At 62.3% G+C, this 18908-nt stretch carries 21 protein-coding genes; 10 read left to right on the top strand and 11 right to left on the bottom strand.

Features of this window, described 5'->3' with window-relative positions; all coding sequences use genetic code 11:
• Window positions 1-7 precede the first annotated feature (7 nt).
• Together K5Q02_RS07015 and K5Q02_RS07010 are read left to right on the top strand one after the other, a co-directional pair.
• Window positions 8-448 (top strand): excinuclease, encoded by a 441-nt coding sequence (locus K5Q02_RS07015; protein WP_225837731.1) that lies wholly within the window; start codon window positions 8-10, stop codon window positions 446-448.
• Between the two features lie 68 nt (window positions 449-516).
• Window positions 517-1113 carry an Sbal_3080 family lipoprotein gene (locus tag K5Q02_RS07010; RefSeq protein ID WP_225837729.1) on the top strand — a complete coding sequence of 199 codons (597 nt, stop codon included), beginning with the start codon at window positions 517-519 and terminating at the stop codon, window positions 1111-1113.
• Window positions 1114-1122: 9 nt separating this feature from the next.
• Here the strand turns inward: K5Q02_RS07010 and K5Q02_RS07005 are convergent, their stop codons facing one another.
• Window positions 1123-1677: a methyltransferase family protein gene (locus K5Q02_RS07005; protein WP_225837727.1), complete on the bottom strand. Its 555-nt coding sequence runs from the start codon at window positions 1675-1677 to the stop codon at window positions 1123-1125.
• 60 nt (window positions 1678-1737) lie between these two features.
• Here K5Q02_RS07005 and K5Q02_RS07000 point away from each other — a divergent pair, with 60 nt between their 5' ends.
• Genes K5Q02_RS07000 through K5Q02_RS06975 form a run of 6 tightly spaced genes read left to right on the top strand, consistent with a single transcriptional unit; the run spans window position 1738 to window position 6102 of the window.
• Entirely contained in the window at window positions 1738-2145 is a 408-nt protein-coding gene (locus K5Q02_RS07000) for a beta-hydroxyacyl-ACP dehydratase (protein WP_225837716.1), read from the top strand.
• Window positions 2138-3022 carry an ABC transporter ATP-binding protein gene (locus K5Q02_RS06995; RefSeq protein ID WP_225837714.1) on the top strand — a complete coding sequence of 295 codons (885 nt, stop codon included), beginning with the start codon at window positions 2138-2140 and terminating at the stop codon, window positions 3020-3022. Before K5Q02_RS07000 ends, K5Q02_RS06995 begins: the two co-directional genes overlap by 8 nt.
• On the top strand, window positions 3019-4206 hold the full coding sequence (locus K5Q02_RS06990) for an ABC transporter permease (RefSeq protein ID WP_225837712.1): 1188 nt from the start codon (window positions 3019-3021) through the stop codon (window positions 4204-4206). The genes K5Q02_RS06995 and K5Q02_RS06990 overlap by 4 nt, the downstream gene beginning before the upstream one ends.
• Window positions 4188-4454, top strand: coding sequence for a hypothetical protein (locus K5Q02_RS06985; RefSeq protein WP_084304607.1), 267 nt, complete (start codon window positions 4188-4190; stop codon window positions 4452-4454). The genes K5Q02_RS06990 and K5Q02_RS06985 overlap by 19 nt, the downstream gene beginning before the upstream one ends.
• Window positions 4451-5554, top strand: a complete 1104-nt coding sequence (locus tag K5Q02_RS06980; RefSeq protein ID WP_225837710.1) for a beta-ketoacyl synthase N-terminal-like domain-containing protein — start codon at window positions 4451-4453, stop codon at window positions 5552-5554. The genes K5Q02_RS06985 and K5Q02_RS06980 overlap by 4 nt, the downstream gene beginning before the upstream one ends.
• Window positions 5551-6102 carry a hypothetical protein gene (locus tag K5Q02_RS06975; protein WP_225837709.1) on the top strand — a complete coding sequence of 184 codons (552 nt, stop codon included), beginning with the start codon at window positions 5551-5553 and terminating at the stop codon, window positions 6100-6102. Before K5Q02_RS06980 ends, K5Q02_RS06975 begins: the two co-directional genes overlap by 4 nt.
• A gap of 275 nt (window positions 6103-6377) precedes the next feature.
• Here K5Q02_RS06975 and K5Q02_RS06970 read toward each other — a convergent pair whose 3' ends face one another.
• The 4 genes from K5Q02_RS06970 to K5Q02_RS06955 are packed head-to-tail and all read right to left on the bottom strand — an operon-like array spanning window position 6378 to window position 9861.
• Window positions 6378-7373 (bottom strand): BtrH N-terminal domain-containing protein, encoded by a 996-nt coding sequence (locus K5Q02_RS06970; RefSeq protein ID WP_225837707.1) that lies wholly within the window; start codon window positions 7371-7373, stop codon window positions 6378-6380.
• On the bottom strand, window positions 7370-7777 hold the full coding sequence (locus K5Q02_RS06965) for a hypothetical protein (protein ID WP_225837706.1): 408 nt from the start codon (window positions 7775-7777) through the stop codon (window positions 7370-7372). The genes K5Q02_RS06970 and K5Q02_RS06965 overlap by 4 nt, the downstream gene beginning before the upstream one ends.
• On the bottom strand, window positions 7767-8924 hold the full coding sequence (locus tag K5Q02_RS06960) for a beta-ketoacyl-ACP synthase III (protein ID WP_225837704.1): 1158 nt from the start codon (window positions 8922-8924) through the stop codon (window positions 7767-7769). Before K5Q02_RS06960 ends, K5Q02_RS06965 begins: the two co-directional genes overlap by 11 nt.
• Before the next feature lie 19 nt (window positions 8925-8943).
• Entirely contained in the window at window positions 8944-9861 is a 918-nt protein-coding gene (locus K5Q02_RS06955) for a dialkylrecorsinol condensing enzyme (protein ID WP_225837702.1), read from the bottom strand.
• An 82-nt stretch (window positions 9862-9943) separates the two neighbouring features.
• On the opposite strand from K5Q02_RS06955, the gene K5Q02_RS06950 reads away from it, so the two are divergent.
• On the top strand, window positions 9944-10345 hold the full coding sequence (locus tag K5Q02_RS06950; protein ID WP_225837701.1) for a DUF2141 domain-containing protein: 402 nt from the start codon (window positions 9944-9946) through the stop codon (window positions 10343-10345).
• 6 nt (window positions 10346-10351) lie between these two features.
• Here K5Q02_RS06950 and hemE read toward each other — a convergent pair whose 3' ends face one another.
• From hemE to K5Q02_RS06925, 5 genes are all read right to left on the bottom strand, one after another.
• On the bottom strand, window positions 10352-11419 hold the full coding sequence (gene hemE / locus K5Q02_RS06945) for a uroporphyrinogen decarboxylase (RefSeq protein ID WP_225837700.1): 1068 nt from the start codon (window positions 11417-11419) through the stop codon (window positions 10352-10354).
• 105 nt (window positions 11420-11524) lie between these two features.
• On the bottom strand, window positions 11525-11965 hold the full coding sequence (gene cynS, locus K5Q02_RS06940) for a cyanase (protein ID WP_225837698.1): 441 nt from the start codon (window positions 11963-11965) through the stop codon (window positions 11525-11527).
• Window positions 11958-12863, bottom strand: a complete 906-nt coding sequence (locus tag K5Q02_RS06935; RefSeq protein ID WP_225837697.1) for an ABC transporter ATP-binding protein — start codon at window positions 12861-12863, stop codon at window positions 11958-11960. Before K5Q02_RS06935 ends, cynS begins: the two co-directional genes overlap by 8 nt.
• A 4-nt stretch (window positions 12864-12867) precedes the next feature.
• Window positions 12868-13704, bottom strand: a complete 837-nt coding sequence (gene ntrB / locus K5Q02_RS06930) for a nitrate ABC transporter permease (RefSeq protein WP_225837695.1) — start codon at window positions 13702-13704, stop codon at window positions 12868-12870.
• Window positions 13704-15071, bottom strand: coding sequence for a CmpA/NrtA family ABC transporter substrate-binding protein (locus K5Q02_RS06925; protein WP_225837694.1), 1368 nt, complete (start codon window positions 15069-15071; stop codon window positions 13704-13706). Before K5Q02_RS06925 ends, ntrB begins: the two co-directional genes overlap by 1 nt.
• 265 nt (window positions 15072-15336) lie before the next feature.
• On the opposite strand from K5Q02_RS06925, the gene K5Q02_RS06920 reads away from it, so the two are divergent.
• The gene (locus K5Q02_RS06920; RefSeq protein WP_225837692.1) at window positions 15337-17262 is read left to right on the top strand and encodes a sigma 54-interacting transcriptional regulator; all 1926 of its coding nucleotides are present in this window, start codon (window positions 15337-15339) and stop codon (window positions 17260-17262) included.
• 153 nt (window positions 17263-17415) lie between these two features.
• Here the strand turns inward: K5Q02_RS06920 and K5Q02_RS06915 are convergent, their stop codons facing one another.
• Complete coding sequence (locus tag K5Q02_RS06915) at window positions 17416-18834, bottom strand: FAD-dependent oxidoreductase (RefSeq protein WP_225837691.1); 1419 nt, start codon at window positions 18832-18834, stop codon at window positions 17416-17418.
• Window positions 18835-18908 lie beyond the last annotated feature (74 nt).

Genomic DNA, 18908 nt, shown 5'->3' with positions numbered 1-18908 from the left:
GTTACCCATGAACGCAAAAACCTGGACCGCTGTTGCCCTACTCACCGCCGCCCTGCTGCCTGCCGTCAGCCAGGCCCGTGACACCGCCCACTTCCTGGATTTCCACTCGGTGGTCAACGAAGCCACCCAGGCTGGCCGCCTCGATGGTTCGGTTAAGTTCTACCTGAACAAGACCCCGGCTGGCGCCAAGATCATCAACGCCAACGTCACCACCAGCCAAAAGACCAACGCCTTCAACAAGACCGACGAAGCTGCCTGCAGCTGGGCGCTGCAGTCGGCGCTGATCAAACTGCAGAACTCGGCCAAAGCCGCCGGCGCCAACGCTGTGGTCGACCTGGCCAGCAACTACAAGAACAAGGAATACCGCGACAACAGCAAATACGAATGCCATGCCGGCGCCATCATGGCCGGCGTCGCGCTGAAGGCCAAGTACGCTCGCGTCAAGTAAGCGCTGCCCGGCTTCAGCAAGCCAAGCCGCCTGCGGGCGGCTTTTTCATATCAAGGAAGAAGCTCATCATGCCCAATGCCTTAGCCGCTATACCGCTGGCTGCACTGGTAATCGCCCTGAGTGCCTGCACCGCAGTGCGTGTGACACCGCTGCAAAGTGCATCGAACACGATGTGTATCGAGGAAAATCTCAAGGTAAAAGTCAGTGACTTCGTACCGGTGCTGCAGGAAGGCTTCGCTCGGCATGGCATCTATACGCAGCTGTATTCGCAGATACCCTGGGCCCAATGCCCTTACGTGGTGACCTACACGGCAAGGCGCTCCTGGGATATGGCGCCCTATCTGTCGAGTGCAGAGCTGACCATCCTCGGCCCACGGCGCCAGACGTTGGCAAAAGCCAACTACCACCTGCGCGGCAAGGGCGGCCTCTCCCTGATGAAATGGCAAGGCACGCAAAGCAAGATGGATCCGGTTATCGATGAGCTACTGAGCGATGCCCAGTTGATTACCGAGCCTGCCCCGAGTGCAGCGGCGAAAACCCCTGCCGCGAGTACCACCCGTCTCGATGAGCGACTGCGCGAACTGCAGCAGCAGAACCTCGACTATGAGGCCTATCAGCGAGCTTATCGCCAACTGATGCTCGAGAGTCAGCCAGTAAATCCCTGAACGCGGGGCTCAGAAAATGAACGGTACGAACATCCGGCTGCGCGCCATGTAGTCGCGATAGGCATCGCCAAAGTAGGCCTGGCACTCACGCTCCTCGCACCTGGCGGCGAGCCACAGCGCCACACTCGACAGCAATGCCAGTACCAGCGTCAGCGCAGTCGGCTGCTTCCAGGCAATGCCCCAGGCGAGCAGCAGCAGCGAGCAGTACATCGGATGGCGGATGTAGCGAAAGATGCCGCTGGTGACCAGCTTCGACGTGCGCTCGAAGGCGAACAACTCATCATCCTGGCGCCGCTCGTCGGCACGCCCGAAGCGACGCATCTGGTATATGCCGGCGAACAGCACCAGCAGTGAAACCGTCAGTAATACCCAGGAAACCTGTTGATGGGTCGCATCGCGGTTCTCGAACCAGAACGGCGCATTGAGCACTAACAACACCAGCATCAGTTCCCAGGCGATAAAGCGATAAAATCCATGACTACGCGGGTTACCCAGCGAGCGCCAGGAAATGCCCGTCAGAACGATGCTCAGTACCACGAAAACCAGTAATTGCCAGACCCCCACCACATTCCTCCCCAATCGCCCTCTGTTACACTGCTGCGCTCGCACGCCCAGACGCTCGCCATGGATCGCACCCAACTGCACACACTGCTGCCACACCAGGGCAAAGCACTCTGGTTGGACGCGCTGCTCGAACACGATGCGAGCAGCATCCAAGGTCTGAGCGGCTGGCACCATCTCGACAGCCTGGGCGAAAACGCTTCGCCTTGCCTGCTGTTCGAAGCTGCCGCCCAATTGTGTGCCGCGCATGGTGCCTTATACGGCAACGACAGCGCCATCAAAATGGCCCTGGTCGGCAAACTCTCGCAGCTGCAATTGCATGATCACCCCGCGCAACGTCAAGGCGATCTGCTGGTCAGCGCCACCCAAGAAGCAATGAGCCCGGCGGGCGCCCTGTATGGCTTCAGTGTGCACGATGAACAACGTTTACTGCTCGATGGCAAACTCCTGCTGGTGCTCGTCCGTGCTTGAACTCAAGAACCTCGGCTATCGCTACCCGGAAGCCCAACAACCTGCACTGCAGAATATCGACCTGCACCTGCAAGCCGGGCAATGCCTGGGGCTGCTCGGCAGCAACGGCGCCGGCAAAACGACCCTGCTGTCACTGCTCAGCGGAGTGCTGCAGCCGCTGAGTGGCGAAATCGTTTGGCATGGCGAACGGCGCCTGGGCCTGGTACCGCAGCAACTGGCGTTCTATGCCGGGCTGAAGGTGAAGGAAAACCTCGAGCTGTTCGCCGATCTCTATGAGCTGCGCGGCCCAGAGCGTCGTCAACGCCTCGATCTCTGCATCGCCAGTACGGCGCTGGAAGACAAGCTCGATCGCCGCGCTGAACGCCTGTCTGGCGGTGAGCAGCGACGCCTGAACTTCGCCATCGGCCTGCTGCAACCGGCAGAGCTGTATCTGTTCGACGAAGCCACCGTGGGCGTCGATGCCGCCAGCCGACAGATGCTCCTTGAAGCCGTCCAGTTACTGACTGCCGAGGGCAAGGCGGTGATTTACACCAGTCATTATCTCGACGAGGTGGAGCGGGTGGCGGATCGCATCCTGCTGCTCCACGAAGGTCGCGTGCAGCTGGATATCGACAAGCATCAGTTGCTCGGCGATCAGCCGGGGCTGTTTCTGGAATGGCCAGAGCGCCAGCCTGAAGCCTTGCTGCCGCTACTCGACAGCCTGGGTCTGAGTATCGAACAGCTGGCCAATGGCGTGCGCATCGCGGAACTGGATGTGGCGCAGTTGCTGGCGATCACCGGTTTCATCGCCGAACAGCCGCAAGCCCCCAGCCTGCTGCGCTTTGGCCGCCCATCACTGGAGCAGCTCTACCTGCGCCTCAATGGAGGCCGGCTATGAGGCTGCGCGCCCTGGTTCGCAAGGAAATCCTCCTGCTGCTGCGTGACCCGCACGCGCTGGCCGTGCTGTTCATCATGCCGACGCTGTTTCTGGTGATCATGGCCGGGGCCATGTCCAGCTACCTGCAGGATCGCCTGCCGCCCCTGCAGTTGGTAATCGATGCGCCGCAGCAAAGCGATTCCAGCCGTTTTTTCCACAGTGCACTGCAGGCGCAACTGCCTGACAGCAAGTTGCTGGCCAGCGGCCCGCCCGAGGTGACGCGCATCAGCCTGGCCGCCGACTTCGACGACAGGCTGCTGGATACGCCTCACCAGGGGCCGACCCTGAGCTTTCCCGCGCAGTTCGACCGTCTCTCGCGCCAGCGCCTGCATGGCGCGGTCACCATCGCCCTGGCGCAGACCCGACTGCTCGCCTACCTGCAGGACAGCGGTGCGCTGGATGAGGGGCTCACCCAGGCCGAACAGCTCGAGCTGATCCAGCAACGTACCGAGAGCCAGATCGACGAGCAGGAGCGCCTGGCCAGCGGCGACCTGAGCAACCAGGCCAACGCCACGCAGATGAGCGTCCCGGCCTGGCTGATCTTCGGCATGTTCTTCGTCGTGCTGCCGATGGCCGGCAGCTTTCAGCGCGAGCAGCGGAGTGGCGCGCTGCTGCGCTTCCGCTGCCTGGGCCTGGGGCTCGGCACCCTGGCACTGAGCAAGATGCTGCCTTACCTGGCCATCAACCTGTTGCAGTTCGTGCTGCTGCTGAGCATTGGCATGCATGGCCTACCACTGGTCGGTCTGCCGGCGCTGGAGCTCAATGGCAGCCTGCCCGCTTACGCTCTGCTGGCTGCGAGTATCGCACTGGCCACCAGCAGCCTGGGTCTGCTGCTGGCGGCATTGGCACGCAGTAGTGAACAAGCCCTATTGCTTGGCGGCGGGATCAATATCATCCTCGCCGCCATCGGCGGCATCATGGTGCCCAAGAGCGTGATGCCGGAGGCCATGCGCCAACTGGCGGAAGTTTCCCCGATGAGTTGGGCGCTCGACGCCTTTCTCACCCTGCTGGTGGGCCATGGCTCACTGAACGACATAGCCCCCTGGTGCGTACGCCTGCTGCTGTTCGCAGCACTGGCCGGCGCCAGCGGCTTGTTCCTGTTCCACAAACGAGTACAGCAAACGCAATGGACCACACACTACTAGAAGAAAAGCTCAAGCAATTGCTGATTCGCGAGTGCGACAAGGAAGACGACATCGACTGGCAAAGCATCGACGACGACGAGCCGCTGTTCGGCCAGCAGAGCCGCATCCAGATGGACAGCCTGGACGCGCTGCAAGTCTCGCTCGCGTTGCAGCAGCACTACGGCGTGCGCATCGAAGGCGCCAAGGACGGTCGGCGCATTCTCAATAGCATCGCCAGTATCGCGGCCTTCATCAGGCAGAAACAGTGACGCCCATCTACCTCCAGCGAGGCGCTCTGCACAGTGCACTTGGCGCGAACCTACGCGCGGCTGGTGAGGCGCTGCAGCGCGGCGTGCTGCCTGAGGCGGACACCTTCGTACTGCATGAACTGCGGCAGCCACGCCCTTACCTGGCCGTAGCGGCAGGCGAGAGCCGAGACCAGCACTTCGACCGACTGATCCGCGAGACCCTTGGCGACGACAGTGCGCTGGAGGATTGCCTGTTGATCGTGGCCAGTACCAGCCTGGACATCAATGAACTGGAAGACCTGGCGAAACAGGACGGCGGCTTTCGCCCCGATCATTCGACCTCCCTCGACCTGATCGCCGAGCAGCTGCGCGAGCGCTGGGGCTTCGCCGACGCCTTCACCCTCAATACCGCCTGTACCAGCGCCGCCAACGGGCTGCTGTACGGCGCCCGACTGCTCGGCGCGAACCTTTATCGCCGCGCTCTGGTGCTGGCTTTCGAAACGCCCAGCGCGATAGCCCAGCAAGGCTTCGGCGCACTGGATCTGATTTCGCCCAGTGGCCTCTACCGACCCTTTCACCCGCAGCGTGATGGCCTGGTGCTCGGTGAAGCGTACGTGGCCACGCTGCTGGCACTGGAACCTGGCCCGGCACCGCTGGCCAGGCTGCTGGGCGGTTTTAGCGCCTGCGACACCAGCAACCTGACCACCACCCGCGAAGACGGCAGCCACATCGACTGGGTGATGCGCGAGGCCTTGCGCAGCGCAGACACCAGCGTCGAGCAGATCGGCCTGGTGAAACTGCACGGCACCGCCACCGGCGCCAATGATCGCGCCGAGAGCAACGGTGTACGCCTGCTGTTTGGCGAGGCGCTGCCGCCGCTGTGCGTGCTCAAGCCGTGGATTGGCCACACCCTGGGCGCCTGCGGCCTCGCTGAAACCCTGCTGCTGGTGCAGAACCTCGGGCACCTACCGGCTTGTGATTACGCCAGTGAAGCCCTGCTACCGCTACCAGGCGAGCCACTCGCCATTGCCGATGACAGCCTGCTGTTGGCCAACTTCTTCGGCTTTGGCGGCAACAACGCCAGCCTGGTGCTGCAGCGCTGCACGGGAGAAACACCATGAGCACAGTCATCGCCGCGTGCAGCGTCAGTGGTGACGCCAGCGCTTCCGACAAGGATCTGAAGGCTACCCTGAGCCAATGGCTGGCCAGCCCGCCTCGACGCATCGACCGGCTGATCCTCCAGGCGCTGCTTTGCACCGCTCCACTCAAGGCGAAGGTACGCAGTGACTGCGGGCTTTATCTGGCATCCCGTCACCCAGCAAGAGGGACAATGGGCTCGCTGCTCGACGCGGTATGCGTGCATCAGTTGCAGCCCAAGCCCTTCGAATTCGTCAACAGCGTGAGCAACGCCGCGGGCTTCCACGTCGCAGCACAGCTGGGCCTGGAGGGGCCGAACCTGTTCATCGGTGCCGGGCCGCGTGCCTGGAAACAGCTGCAGGCATTGGCAGGGTTGGATCTGGCAGATGGCGTGGTCAGCCAGGCGCTGCTGGTGGTGATCGACGAGAACGGCGAGTTTCAGGCACAGGCTGTGCTGATCGAGGCACCGACCGCCGCAGAGGATTTCATTGAGCTGGCAGTCGGCATCGAGGTTGTAACGCTACAGATGTAGACGTTCCTCCGACGAACTCACCTCACAGGGGGTGGGGCGATCCGCTTAAGCCCAGCAGATCGATGCCCCGGTTGGACGCTTGGTGGGCTAAAGCCCACCCTACAACGGATCGCCCGCCCAGCTTGGCAGCACATCTCTCCGCGATGCACACTCTAACTGGGCGCAGAGCGCCCGCCAGGGGCGTTACCACGCGGAGCGTGGGAACGATCATGCGGCTCGTCCCGTAGGGTGGTGCTTTAGCCCACCAGCTCGCCTTACTTAGATCGGTGCCGCACTCAGCGCTTGGCCCAGGCGCCAAGCTCTTTCATCAAGGCGCGTTCCTGACTGGCAATGCCGCGCAGCCTATCGGCGATCGGCCGGAAGTCCGGCGCTTCGCCCTTGCTACGGCTGGCCCGTACGCACGCTGAGGCGAACTGGCGCCAATCATCGCCCACTGCGGTCATGCGCACCGAAGCTTCCTGCAGCGTGGTATCGCCAATCTTCTCGCCGGCCTCCTGCAGGAAGCTCGCGTACATGAAGCGGAAGCCTGCACCACCGGTACCGATCTCCTCCTGCATGCGCACGATGTGGGTGAGGTAAAGGCGGTTGTACTTGGCCTGAGCCGGATCGAGTGCCTCGACGCGCTTGGCCAGGTGGCCAATGCCACGAATGCCGATCCACGGCAGCGGCATGCCATCGAGGATACGCGCGGTCGACAGCACGCTCTTGCGAATCAGCCGCTCCCAGTCCTGATCGGGCGGCACGTCGTCCAGGTAATACATCAGCCCCTTGGCCGCCAGAGCACCCTTGGCGAAGCGTGCCTTCTGCAGATCCTCGGCGGCACAGCGTACCGGCGCCTCGAACACTGGGTCGCTGAGCAGGTATTCGTTACCCTCGCGACCATAGGCCAGCAGGTTGTGGGCGTTGAAGTGAAAGCGCATTTCTGGCGGAAAGTACGGCAGCCAGAAAACCGAGCTCTGCAGCCCAGCCAGGCGCCCACTGTCGAGTGCGGCATCGAGGGCGACACGTCCCTGCTCGGGATTGGAGAAGGTACGGCTAGTCAGGCGCACGCCCAGGCGCTTGCTCAGCGTCTTGATCAGGTGACGGGGCGGCATGCGGTAGGCAATCAGCGGCATGCCGCCCAGCTTGACGATCGGCAGGTAGGCGAACGCCAGTCCAGAGGCCAGGCCGAACGCCATCGGTTCGCTCATCGGCAGACCGGCATGGGTCAGCAGACTGGCCATCACGCCGCTTTCGCAGTGGGCGCTCTGGCGGTGCTCGAATGCGCTCATGGCAGCTCCTTCTGATAGCGACGCAATTCGTCGACGGGCAGGCCAAAGGCCTCGGCATAGCGGGCCAGCAGCGAATCGCTCAGGCGCCGGTAGATCTCGGGGCGAAAATGCCGGCGCACGCGCCATTGCCAGAGCCCGGAGATCTGCGCCAGCGCCGGCTCGTCCATGCGGTAGCGATACATCAGGCATTTCAGCGGCGACAGCTCGCCACGGCGCCAGGCTGCTTCGGCCTCGGCCTCCTGAGCCTCCAGCTCGGCGACCGCGAGCTGAGTGGAGTACGACTCGGGCTCCCAGCCATCGCTTTGGGTGCCCTGGTAATGGCCGCTGGCATCCACGGCGTAGACCAGCTTGCTGTGGCCACCGTAGGTGGAGCTGTGATCCTGAGGAACCTCGTCAAGCTTCATTGCCGACCACCGTGAGGTGCATGAATGCACTGGAGAAGCGCCCACTTTCCGGCACGTAGCACAGCAGCTTCTGGCCACTGCGCAGCTGCCCGCCATTGAACAGCTCTTCAAGGATGATGAAGATCGACGCTGCGCCAGTGTTGCCCTTGCTGGTCAGGTTGGTGAACCAGCGCTCCATCGGGATTGGCAGGTCGACATTGGCCAGCCCCACGGCCAGACGGTCGCGGAAGAACTCCGACGAGTAATGCGGCAGGAACCAGTCGATGTCCGCCACGCGCAGCTCACGGCGCGCCATGATGCGCCGCAAAGCCTCTTCCACGGTGTATTTGACGATGTTCTCGTTGAGCAGTTTGACGTCCTGCTTGATCGCCATCACCGACTGACGGGCGCGCTCATCGGCGTCATAGCGGCTCCAGCCACGCAGGCTGCCGTCTTGCATCTCGGCGCCGGCATACATACAGGCGGGCATCTGGTCGGCGAACGAGAGGATATCCAGCCAGTCGACACGCAGGCTCAGCCCGCTAGCGTTGGGATGATCCTGCAGCAGCACGGCGCCAGCACCGTCGGAAAGCATCCATCGCAGGAAATCCTTCTCGAAAGCGATCTCCGGATGGTTCTCCAGCTCCTCGACGCGGCTCTCGTACTCGGCATTGAAGTTGCGCGCCTGCATCAGCGTCGAAGCCACTTCGGAGCCGCAGGCCACGGCATTGCGACTTTCACCGCTGGCCACGCTCATCCAGGCGTATTTCAGCGCGGTCATTCCGCACAGGCAGATACCCGCCGTGGTCGCGACCTCGCAAGGCGGATTGCCCAGCTCGCCATGCACCATCACCGCATGGCCTGGCATCACTTGGTCGGGAGACGAAGTGCTGGCGACCAGACAGTCCAGGCTGTCCAGCGCGAACCCCTCCCCTACCAGACCCCGGATCGCCTCGGCGCTCAGTTGCGCATTGCTCATGCTCGGCTCACCGGTCAGCGGGTCGATGACGTAGTGGCGCTGCTGAATGCCATTACGGCGCAAGACCAGCTTGCGGGCGCGCGATGGCTTGCCGCCAACCATACCGAGGCGAGCTTCCATCTGCTCGTTGTCGACTGGGTCATGGGGCAGGCTGGCACTGATGCGATTGATGAATACGGGTGTTACCACGGGATTACCTCGGGTCACTTCACTCGCCGGACGGGCCGGCGAAGTAGGCCTTTTCACGCTGGATTCGCGCCTTGAACAGCGGGGCCAACAACTTTTTCAACAGGGCACTGATCGGCACCACGGTCAGAATCAGGCAGATCAGGAAGACGATGTACACCACCAGCCCGGCGCCGCGGCGCTTGCTTTGCTGCGGGCCGAGCGCGGTAAGCAGTCGGCTCCATAGCGTGAAGCTGCGATTGCCGACCTTTTCACTGGCGATCAGTTTTTCATCCACTTTGACTGCACCAAGGCCGCTGAGCATCGGCTGCTCGATGGGCTGCTCGTCTGCAAGCAGGCGGCGTGCCATGGCATCGCCGAAGCGGCCGGCATTGGCCATTTCCGTTTCGTCGATACCGGCGCGTGGCACCCAGCTGTAGGGCTTCTGCCGGCCGGTGAACATCCACAGTGGTGTGGCCAGGAAACTCGCCGCCGTACCACAAGCATCGGTGAGCACCACGTTGTCGACCAGCTTCGCGCCCAGTGCCTGCAGGCGTGCCTTGACCTTTTCCTGGGCCATCAGCCACATGTTGCGACAACCGATCAGGGTCACTACCGGCGTATCCTTCAACAACCGAGCGGCTTCAGGCGACGCGAGGAAACTGGTGAACGGCAGCGACGGCGACAGAAACCACACCTGATAGGCGAGAATGATCAGGTCGTAGCGTTTCTCGGGGTCGACCGTCAGCGGCAGCAACGGCTGCGGCTTCATCAACACGGTTTCCGGGAAGATCCGGAAGAAACCAAGAAAGGGCCACGGGAAGGGAAAAGGCTTGGCCGGTTGCAGCGCCAGGAAATCCACCTGAATGCCTTCACTCGCCTGCAACGGCGCACAGACCGATTGCACCAGGCGGTTCAATTGGCCAGTCTGTGAGAAGTGAACGACTAGAACCTGACGCATTTAAAGCGAATCCCTGCAAAATGGGCGGATTATGCCACAGAGAATTCTTCAAATCGTAACCAAACGCTGCACGGTCTGCGCAGTGGTTCTCCTGTTCGCCTCTTTGTCGGCGCAGGCGGGGGATCTGCTGATACGCGTGGAAGGCAACGAGAGTGCCGCCAAGCTTTACCTGGCACTGGTCGCTGCCGACCAGGAAAGCTGGGAACCGATGCTGCGCGAGCAGCAAGGTGAAGGCGAGCAACTGATCCTGAAAGACGTACCACCTGGGCAATACGCTCTGCAGTTGTTTCAGGACGCCAACGGCAACGGGCGTCTCGACCTCAGCCCGCGCGGCATTCCGCTCGAGCCCGTGGGCTTCTCCGGCAATCCGTCACTCCTGAAAGGCAAGCCCAAGCCCCAAGGCGCCAGATTCGAGCATGACGAAGACGACACCCTGATCGACATACGCCTGCGCCAACCTCGCGGAGGGCGCCAGGCGCAGTGATGCCGATCAGCGGTGATAGTCGGCAGACAGCTCGTGCACCGCTTCGAGGAAGGCCCCGGCATGAGCAGGATCGACTTCCGGGGTGATGCCGTGCCCCAGATTGAATACATGACCACTGCCAGTGCCGTAGCTGGCGAGGATACGCGCCACCTCGGCGCGAATCGCCGCAGGCTTGGCATACAGCACGGTAGGATCCATGTTGCCTTGCAAAGCCACTTGGCTACCGACACGGCGGCGCGCCTCGCCGATATCACAGCTCCAGTCCAACCCCAGCGCATCGGCGCCAGTGGCTGCCATCGACTCCAGCCACAGCCCGCCATTCTTGGTGAACAGGATCACCGGGATCTTGCGCCCGTCATGCTCGCGGATCAGGCCATCGACGATCTTTTGCATGTAAGCCAGGGAGAACGCCTGGTAGGCCGCTGACGACAGGTTGCCACCCCAGGTATCGAAGATCTGTACCGCCTGGGCACCGGCAAGGATCTGCCCATTGAGGTAAGCCGTGACCGACTGCGCCAGCTTGTCGAGCAACGCATGCATGGCCTCGGGCTGGTCGTAAAGCATCGCCTTGATCTTGCGGAAGTCCTTCGACGAGCCGCCCTCGACCATGTAGGTCGCCAGCGTCCACGGGCTGCCGGAAAAGCCGATCAGCGGAACACGGCCACCCAGTGCAGATTTGATAGTGCGTACGGCATCCATCACATAGCCCAGATCCTTCTCGGGGTCAGGAATCGGCAACGCATCGATATCGGCAGCGCTGCTGATGACCTTCTTGAAGCGCGGCCCCTCACCGGTCTCAAAATACAGCCCCTGGCCCATGGCGTGGGGGATGGTGAGGATGTCGGAAAAGAGGATGGCAGCATCCAGCTGCGGGTAGCGATCCAGCGGCTGCAGGGTGACTTCGCAGGCGAACTCGGGGTTCATCATCAGCCCCATGAAATCCCCAGCCTTGGCGCGGCTGGCCCGGTATTCCGGCAGGTAACGACCGGCCTGGCGCATCATCCACACCGGCGTGACGTCGACGGGCTGCTTGAGCAGGGCACGTAGGAAACGGTCGTTCTTCAGGGCAGTCATGGGCAGTGTCCAGCAGAAAAGTGCGGGCATTTTCGCAGACCCCAAAACAAAAGGCACGGCGGGTGCCGTGCCTTTCGTCCATCGCGACGATATGCCGCGACGCTGTCACCAGCTCCGGTAAGGCAGGAACTTGCCATTGAGCACGATCTGCACGCGGTCGCCCTTGGGGTCGGCGACGCGGGAAATATCCATGCTGAAGTCGATGGCGCTCATGATGCCGTCGCCGAATTCCTCGTGAATCAGCTCCTTGATGGTCTCACCATAGACATTGATCATCTCGTAGAAGCGGTAGATCAGCGGGTCGGTGGGGATGCTCTTGTCCCAGTGCTTGTGCGGGAAGGCCTGCAGCGCAGCAGACACTTCCTCGGACAGCTCGAGCGTTTCGCACAACGCATCGGCGTGCGCCTTGGGCATGCTGTTCATACCCAGGCAGGCCGAAGTGACCCACACCGGCGACATGTCGATGCCCTGGCCGATCGCCGCCCAGTCGAGGCCGAGCCGCTGCTTGGCGGCGATGATGGTGCTGCTCATCTGTTGCTTATCCATGGTGGAACTCCTTAGCAGGGGACGGTGGTACGACCCTGGTCGCTACGCTGTCGTCCAGGGCTGGATTGATCTCGGGGGCGAACCCATTGGCATCGGCGACGGTGTGGCCACGCAGTTGGGCGGATCGATTGACCAGAAAATCCACGAGGTGATTGCGGATGCGGTAGTACGCCGGGTCATGGATGACCTGATCGCGCTGGCGTGGCCGGGGCAGATCGATGCGTACCGACTCGGCGATACGCGCCTGGGGGCCATTGGTCATCAGTAGGATGCGGTCAGCGAGCAGGATCGCTTCGTCGACATCGTGGGTGATCATGAACACCGTCTGCCGCGTCTCGCTCCAGATCTTGATCAGCTCGTCCTGGATGACGCCGCGGGTCAGGGCATCCAATGCGCCGAAGGGCTCGTCGAGCAACAGCAGTTGCGGCTGCGTGGCAAACGCGCGGGCAATGCTGACCCGCTGGCGCATGCCACCTGAAAGTTGCGCCGGCTTGCGTGTCTCGGAGCCGCCCAGGCCGACCATGGCCAGGTATTGGCGACTGTGAGCCTGGCACTGCGCCCTGGACCAGTCCGGGAAGCGCGCACGCACGCCAAAATCGACGTTATCCAGTGCACTCAACCAAGGCAGCAGGCTGTAGTTCTGGAACACCACGCCGCGCTCCAGGCTGGGGCCGGCAACCTCCTTGCCAGCCATCTCCAGCGTGCCCTCACTGAAGCTGTCCAGCCCGGCGAGGGCATTGAGGATGGTCGATTTTCCGCAACCGGAATGACCGATGATGCAGACGAACTCCCCTTTGGCGAGCCCGAAACTGACCTCTTCGAACACTGTCAGCGGATCTCCGCCGGGCTGCGGGAAGCGCTTGGCCAGACGCCAGGCTTCGAGAAAATAACGGGACATGACATCACTCCTGGTAACTGACGAGCCGGGCGACAGTGCCAAGCATGAGATCGAGGACCATACCCACCACGCCGATCATCAGGATCGAGAAGATCACGCTGGCCAGGTCCAGGTTGTTCCACTCGTTCCACAGGTAGTAGCCGATACCGGTGCCGCCCACGAGCATCTCGGCCGCGACGATCACCAGCCAGGCGATACCCACAGAGATCCGCATGCCGGTGAGAATGGTCGGCAGCGCTGCTGGCAGGATCACGCTGATGGCCGTGCGTAAAGGGCCAAGCTCGTGGGTGCGGGCGACGTTGATCCAGTCGCGGCGTACACCCGCGACGCCAAACGCAGTATTGAGCAGCATCGGCCACACCGAGCAGATGAAGATCACGAAGATCGCCGAGGTCTGCGAATCCTTGATCACGAACAACGCCAGCGGCATCCAGGCCAACGGCGAAATCGGCCGCAGTATCTGGATGAACGGATTCAGCACCCGGTACATCAGAGGCGACATGCCAATGACGAAGCCGACCGGAATCGCCACCAAGGCCGCCAGCAGGTAACCGCTGAGCACCCGGTACAACGAGTGCGCCAGCTGGATGCCGATGCCCTTGTCGTTGGGGCCGTTGTCATAGAACGGCTGGCTCAGCTCCGTGTAGGCATGGGCCAGCACCACCGAGGGCGGCGGCACTCGCGCCTGTTGCTCGGCCTCGCCCATCAGCAGTGCGTACTCGTCATCGGCGGCCGTCGCGCTGCCGGCCGGCACGTGGCAGAGCACTTCCCAGATGGTCAGCAGCAGTGCCAACAGCAACGCGGAAAGAATCGCCGCGCGCAGGGGCATGGAGGCGCTCATCACGACCTCCGCAATGGGAAGCTGGACAGGTAGCCTTCCGGGTCGGCCGCATCGAAGGGCTTGCCCATCACACTGAAGCCCTTGTAGCTGTCGCCCGGCACCGGCAGCCCGAGATCACTCATCACCTTGCCAGCATCGGCGGCGAGAAATACACGCTCGGCGATGGCGCGGTAGTCGACATCCCCCTTGAGGTAACCCCAGCGCTTCATCTGGGTCAGAATCCACACGGCCATCGAGTGCCAGGGGAACGGATCGAAGTCGATGCGCTGCGGCTCGTCATAGACGTTACCCAAGCCGTCGGCATAACGCCCGCTGAGCACCTGCTGCACCACCGCTACGGGTTGATTGAGGTAGTTCTTGGTGGAAATCACCTCGGCGACCGCTTTGCGATTCTCGGCCTTGGAGCTGTACTGGGTGGCGTCAATCAGCGCATGCAACAGGGCGCCGTAAGTATTGGGGTTATCGCTGGCGAAGCGCTGACTGCAAGCAAAGGCGCAGCAGGGATGGCCGGGCCAAAGTTCCTTGGTCAGCAGGTGGATGAAGCCCACCTTCTCCCACACCGCGCGCTGGTTGAACGGATCGGGTGAGAGAAAACCGTCGAGGTTGCCAGCGCGCAGGTTGGCCACCATTTCCGGTGGTGGCACCACCCGTATCTGGATGTCGCGATCCGGGTCCAGGCCGTGCTCGGCCACGTAGTAACGCAACAGGAAATTGTGCATCGAGTATTCGAAAGGCACTCCGAAGCGCATGCCTTTCCACAGCTTGGGATCGCGTTTGTCCTGATGCTGCATGCTGAGCACGATGGCCTGGCCGTTGATGTTCTCCAGCGCCGGCATGACGTAGGGCGTCGGCGTCGCCCCCAGACCAAGGCTGATGGCCAGCGGCATGGGTGAGAGCATGTGCGACGCATCGTATTCACCGGCCAGAGACTTGTCCCGTGCCACGGCCCAGCCTGCGGTCTTCACCGCTTCCACTTCCAGTCCGTACTTGGCGTAGAACCCCATCGGCTCGGCCATGATGATCGGGGTGGCGCAGGTGATGGGCACGAAGCCGATCTTCAGACGCGTCTTCTCCAGCGGCCCGAGGCTGTCCTTGACCGCGGCTTTCACGGCATCGAGCGGAATCAGGCTGGCGAGAATGGCTGCCGCAGTACCGCCGCCGATCAGGCCCATGAAGCTGCGCCGGGAAAGCTCGTCGTGACCGAACAGGCCGCGAACGATGGCATTCTCGACAGCGCGATCGAGCATCGCCTCACTGTTCTGCGGCAGCGCGTCAGCTGCCGGCGTGCAGCGCTGGCACGCGCAGCCTGCGCCATGGCTCAGTTCGCTATCGGGGCTGAACGGATCGTCCAGGCTGTTGACGCTCATGGTGACTCCTCCTGCTGTCGCGTGCCCCAGGATGGTGAGGCGATGTGCTGATGGGCCAGACCGTCGAAGGCCGGTTCTGATCAGCTATTGCAGGAGGCGTACCAACCGTAAAAATACGTAAACAATTGATATCAGGAGACTTTGCAAAAATAACGTTTAACGAAAAATCGTCATTACCGATATCTCGTCATGTAATTTCCCGAGTTTTCGTCATTTGGCATGAGCCTTGATTACTCAAGGCCAGGCACACTTATCGGACAGCCAGATGATCAGCCAAGCCTCCCCCAGCGAACTGCTGCTGCGCCACATGCACGCCGCCACGCTGGTCATCGACCCGGTGAACGACCGTATCCTGCAGGCCAACCCGGCCAGTTGCCTGCTACTGGGCTGGCCAATGGACGCGCTGCTTAGCCAGCGCGCCAGCCGGCTGTGGGGGCATGACCTTGGCGCCATGGTTACCTTCACCGAGCAGGTGCAGGCGCGCGGGCACGCCTGGCACGATGCCCTGGGCCTGCTGGATCGCGACGGTCAGCGCCAGGAGGTCGAGATCAGCGCCAGCCTTCTGCACCATGACAATGCCCCTCTGCTCGGCCTGCTGATCCAGGAACGCCGCCAACTCGATTCCCTGCGCGGCCTGGCGGAAGCCGAACGTTATCAGCGCCAAGGCCTGCTGCAATGGCAGGGTGTCGAGCGCATCTTCCGTCAGTTCGAGCGACAGAATCAGCTGATCCTCGGCGCCGCTGGAGAAGGCATCTACGGCATCAATCGCAAGGGCGAAACCACATTCGTCAATCCGGCTGCCGAGCGCATTCTGGGCTGGCACGCCACTGACCTGATCGGCCACAGCATCCACGCCCTGATCCATCACCATCACCCGGATGGCAGCACCTACGACGATCACACCTGCCCGATCTACGCGGCCTTCAACGACGGCGAAGTGCATCACGTCTGCAACGAGGTGTTCTGGAGCAAGGATCGCCGCGCCATTCCGGTCGAATACACCAGCACGCCCCTACGCGACGATGGCGAGCTGGTCGGCGCAGTAGTGGTCTTCCGCGACATCAGCGAGCGCCTGGAAACCGAGCAGCGCCTGCGCCAGGCCTTGAGCGAGGTGCAGTTGCTCAAGCAGCGTCTGGAACTGGAGAACGCCTACCTTCAGGAAGAGATTCGCGGCGAATACGCCCAGCACAACCTGGTCGGGCGCAGCGCAGCCATGCAGCAGGTCATTCGCCAGATCGAGCTGGTCGCGCCCACCGGCGCCAACGTACTGATCACCGGCGAATCGGGTACGGGCAAGGAGCTGATCGCCCGCGCCATCCATGACAACAGCGGGCGCCGCAGCCGCCCACTGATCCGTGTAAATTGCGCAGCCGTGCCCCGTGAACTGTTCGAGAGTGAGTTCTTTGGCCATATCCGCGGCGCTTTTACCGGCGCCATCAACGACCGAGTGGGCCGCTTTGAACTGGCCGATGGCGGCACGCTGTTTCTCGACGAAGTCGGGGAGATCCCTCTGGAGCTGCAAAGCAAACTGCTGCGTGTGCTGCAGGAGCAGCAGTTGGAGCGTGTCGGCGACACCCGCACCCGTCAGGTTGATGTGCGGGTGATCGCCGCCACCAACCGTGATCTGCGCCAGGAGGTGCGTGCAGGGCGCTTCCGCGAGGATCTATATTTTCGCCTCAACGTGTTTCCTGTCGAATCTGCCCCATTGCGCCAGCGCCCTGAGGATATACCGCCGCTGGCGCAACACTTCCTCGATCGCGTCTGCCGGCAACTGAACCGCCCGCAGCCAAGTCTGCGCCTGGCAGATATCCAGCACCTGCAGGCCTATTCCTGGCCGGGCAACATCCGTGAGCTGGAGAACCTGATCGAGCGTGCCGTGATCATCTCGCCGGGCACGCGGCTGCGCCTGGATCTGCCCAGTGAAAGCCCCGGAGAATTGCCGACGCCACAACCCAGAGAGCAGGACACACGCATTCTCACCCAGGGTGAGCAGCGCCGGCAGACGCGCGACAACCTGATCGCCGCGCTCAGCGCCTGTGCCGGCAGGATCGCCGGCAAACAAGGCGCGGCCCGCCTGCTGGACCTCAAGCCCACCACCCTGCGCTCGCGGCTGGACAGTTTCGCCATCGACCCTCGTGACTATCGTCCACGGCCTATGCGACGTGGCCGCGCCGCCAGCGATCAGCGTTGACAGCTCGGGCAAGCAACACCCGGCGCGCAGCAAAGCCGGAAGTTCCCGAGACAACTCTGCAGGCCTGTAAGAACGTAATTAACGCGGGTAACCACTTCAGGCCGGAAACGACGAGGCCGGCATATTTGCCGGCCTCGTCAGAAAGGATGATGCTCAGACACCGAGGTAGTCGAGAATCCCTTCCGCCGCATTGCGGCCTTCGTAGATGGCGGTTACCACCAGGTCAGAACCACGCACCATGTCGCCACCGGCGAACACCTTCGGGTTGCTGGTCTGGTGCTTGAAGGTAGACTTCTCCGGCGCAACCACACGACCCTGGGTATCGATACGGATATCGAACTCATCGAACCACGGCGCCGGGCTCGGACGGAAACCGAAGGCGATCAGCACGGCTTCCGCCGGGATGATTTCCTCGGAGCCTGGGATTGGCTCGGGGCTGCGGCGGCCACGGGCATCGGGTTCGCCGAGACGGGTCTCGACCACCTTCACGCCTTCGACCTTGTCCTCGCCGACGATGGCAATGGGCTGGCGGTTGAAGAGGAACTTCACGCCCTCTTCCTTGGCATTCTTCACTTCCTTGCGCGAGCCCGGCATGTTCGCTTCGTCACGACGATAGGCGCAGGTCACGGCCTTGGCACCCTGGCGGATCGAAGTACGGTTACAGTCCATCGCCGTATCACCACCACCGAGTACCACGACGCGCTTGCCCTTCAGGTCAACGAAATCTTCCGGCGCCTTCTCGAAACCGAGGTTGCGATTGACGTTGGCGATCAGGAAATCCAGCGCATCGTGTACGCCCGGTAGGTCTTCGCCCGGGAAGCCGCCTTTCATGTAGGTGTAGGTGCCCATGCCCATGAACACGGCATCGTACTCATCCAGCAACTGCTGCAGGGTGATGTCCTTGCCGATCTCGGTGTTCAGACGGAATTCGATGCCCATGCCGGTGAAGACTTCGCGGCGATTGCTCAGCACGCTCTTTTCCAGCTTGAACTCGGGAATGCCGAAGGTCAGCAGCCCGCCAATCTCCGGGTTCTTGTCGAATACCACTGGCGTCACGCCATTACGTACCAGTACGTCGGCACAACCGAGGCCCGCAGGGCCGGCACCGATCACCGCAACACGCTTGCCGGTCGGCTTGACCTTGGACATGTCCGGACGCCAGCCCATGGCGAAGGCGGTATCGGTGATGTACTTCTCCACCGAGCCGATGGTCACCGCACCGAAACCGTCATTGAGGGTGCAGGCACCTTCGCAGAGACGATCCTGCGGACACACACGGCCGCAGACTTCCGGCAGCGTGTTGGTCTGGTGGCTCAGCTCGGCGGCAGCGAGAATGTTGCCCTCCGAGACCAGCTTCAGCCAGTTGGGGATGTAGTTGTGTACCGGGCACTTCCACTCGCAATAAGGGTTGCCGCAGCCGAGGCAGCGGTGCGCCTGGTCGCCAGCCTGGGCTGGCTTGAAGGTGTCGTAGATTTCCACGAACTCTTTCTTGCGCTGACGCAGCAGTTTCTTTTTCGGGTCTTTGCGCCCGACTTCGATGAACTGGAAGTCGTTATTCAGACGTTCAGCCATGTCATAAACCTCTTAGCAGCAGCTACACGCCATAAGCCTGAAGCTGCGAAGACAATCACGTTGAGCTGCAAGCC

This window comes from Pseudomonas sp. MM211, from assembly GCF_020386635.1.
Taxonomy (GTDB): domain Bacteria; phylum Pseudomonadota; class Gammaproteobacteria; order Pseudomonadales; family Pseudomonadaceae; genus Aquipseudomonas.
This window is presented reverse-complemented; position numbering and strand designations above follow the sequence as displayed.